This window comes from Brevundimonas sp. (assembly GCF_041648615.1).
Lineage (GTDB): Bacteria > Pseudomonadota > Alphaproteobacteria > Caulobacterales > Caulobacteraceae > Brevundimonas.
On sequence record NZ_JBAZOS010000097.1, the window covers coordinates 1 to 2573 of the forward strand.

1 protein-coding gene and 2 pseudogenes are annotated in these 2573 nt (G+C 66.0%); all 3 read right to left on the minus strand.

The window, feature by feature from the left end; all coding sequences use genetic code 11:
• Window positions 1-1164: pseudogene (gene sucA, locus WC555_RS15710) on the minus strand (2-oxoglutarate dehydrogenase E1 component); the annotation flags it as partial.
• Window positions 1165-1375: 211 nt separating this feature from the next.
• On the minus strand, window positions 1376-2278 hold the full coding sequence (gene sucD / locus WC555_RS15715; protein ID WP_373255079.1) for a succinate--CoA ligase subunit alpha: 903 nt from the start codon (window positions 2276-2278) through the stop codon (window positions 1376-1378).
• 55 nt (window positions 2279-2333) lie between these two features.
• A pseudogene (gene sucC / locus WC555_RS15720) lies at window positions 2334-2573 on the minus strand (succinate--CoA ligase subunit beta); the annotation flags it as partial.

Here is a 2573-nt window from a genome sequence, read left to right on the forward strand (position 1 = left end):
GTTGGCCTCGCGGATGTCGAACGCCTGTTTGGCGCGCGCCTTGCCCAGCACGACCGGGTTGACGATCTCGAGGTGCGAGGGGTTGGCGGTCAGCGACAGGTGGACCTTGTTGCCATCGAACTCGCGGTCCGACGAGGCGCCCATGTGATATTTGACGTCGCCCGAACCCTCGATGTCGCTGGGCACGGCCGAGCCGCCCTGGAACTCGTGGAAGATGACCTTGTAGGGCTTGCCCATCACAGCCGCGAGCGTGTTCAGGCGACCGCGGTGGGCCATGCCCAGCACGATCTCGTCGACGCCCAGCTGGCCGCCGCGCTTGATGACCTGCTCCAGCGCCGGAACCATGGCCTCGCCGCCATCCAGGCCGAACCGCTTGGTGCCGGGGAAACTCTTGTGCAGGAACCGCTCGAAGCCCTCGGCCTCGATCAGCTTGTTCAGGATGGCGATCTTGCCTTCCTTGGTGAAGGCGTTGGCCTCGAACTTGTCGGGCCCCTCGAACCTCTGCTGGAGCCAGGACTTCTCGTCCGGCTCGGCGATATGCATATACTGGATGCCGATGTTGCCGCAGTAGGTGCGCTTCAGCAGGGCCAGGACCTCGCGGATCGTACCCGTCTGCAGCCCCATGACGCCGTCGAGGAAGATCGGACGATCCAGGTCTCCCTCGGCGAAACCATAGAATTCCGGCGTCAGCTCGGGATTGTCCGTCGGCTGTTCGATGCCCAGCGGATCGAGCGTCGCCTGCAGGTGGCCGCGCACGCGATAGGCGCGGATCAGCATCAGGGCGCGGATGGAATCATGGGCGGCGACGCGCACGGCCTCGGCGGTGACGTCGATCGGACCGGCCGGAGCGGCGGCTGCGGCAGGCGCCGGCTTCGCAACGGCCTTCGGGTCAGGCTTCGGAGCCGGCCAGCGGCCGTCGAAGACGCCGGTCTCCTCCGTCGGTTCGGCCGCGCCCTTGCGGCCCCAGCCGCCGGCCTGGGCCGAGGCGGTGACGGCGGCGGCATTGTCCTTCAGCTGGTCGAAGAAGGCGCGCCATTCGGCGGAGACGGAACCGGGGTCTGCGGCCCACTTCTCGTGCAGCCCTTCGATAAAGGCGGCGTTCGAGCCGTAAAGGAAGCTGGTCTCGGCAAAGACCTGGTTCAGCCGACCGGCATCGTCCGCCATCGTTCTCTTCGTCCCTTGAGCCTTCACGGTCACATCTGCGTGAAGGCGGCGCTGATCATATAGGCGCTGTTTCCTGATCGGTCATGACCGAATGGGGGCGAAAGGGCAGGAAATTGCCAGAAGTCGCAAAGAAAAACGCCCCCGGCCGAAACCGGAGGCGCTTTCGATGTCATTGCGGCATGCAGCGATGCCGTGACGCGTTCTGAAGGGCTCAGCCTTTCAGCACTTCCACCAGCGTCTTGCCGAGGCGAGCCGGCGATTCCGACATGCGGATGCCGGCGGCTTCCATGGCGGCGATCTTGGATTCCGCATCGCCCTTGCCGCCCGAGACGACGGCGCCGGCGTGGCCCATGGTGCGGCCCTTGGGCGCCGTCCGTCCCGCGATGAAGCCGGCCATCGGCTTCTTGCGGCCCTTCTTCGCTTCGTCGATCAGGAACTGGGCGGCGTCTTCCTCGGCGCCGCCGCCGATCTCGCCGATCATGATGATCGAGGTCGTCTCATCGTCGGCCAGGAACATCTCCAGCATGTCGATGAATTCGGTGCCCTTGACCGGGTCGCCGCCGATGCCGACGGCCGTGGTCTGGCCCAGGCCTTCGTTGGTCGTCTGGAACACGGCCTCATAGGTCAGGGTGCCCGAACGCGAGACGATGCCGACCGAGCCCTTCTTGAAGATGGAGCCCGGCATGATGCCGATCTTGCATTCGTCCGGGGTCAGGACGCCGGGGCAGTTCGGGCCGAGCAGGCGCGAGCTGGAGCCTTCGAGGTGACGCTTGACCTTGACCATGTCCATCACCGGGATGCCTTCGGTGATGCAGGTGATGAAGGGGATCTCGGCGTCGATGGCCTCGATGATCGCTGCGGCGGCGCCCGACGGCGGGACATAGATCACCGAGGCGTTGGCGCCCGTGGCGTCCTTGGCTTCGGCCACCGAGGCGTAGATCGGCAGGGTCTCGCCGTGCGAGCCCGTCCAGTTCGTGCCGCCCTTGGTCGGGTGGACGCCGGCGACCATCTGGGTGCCGTGATAGGCCAGGGCCTGTTCGGTGTGGAAGCCGCCGGTCTTGCCGGTCAGGCCCTGGACGATGATCTTGGTGTTCTTGTCGACGAGGATGGACATGGGGTCTGCTCTGATTATTCGGTCAGCGGGACGGTCGGTTGGCGAGGCATGAGCCTCAGCCGACCGCCGCGACGATCTTCTGGGCGGCGTCGTCGAGGTCGTCGGCGGCCTGGATGGTCAGGCCCGACTCGTTGAGGATTTTCTTGCCCAGTTCGGCGTTGGTGCCCTCGAGGCGGACGACCAGCGGCACCTTCAGGCCCACTTCCTTCACGGCCGCGACCACGCCCTCGGCGATGACGTCGCACTTCATGATGCCGCCGAAGATGTTGACCAGGATGCCCTGGACGTTCGGGTC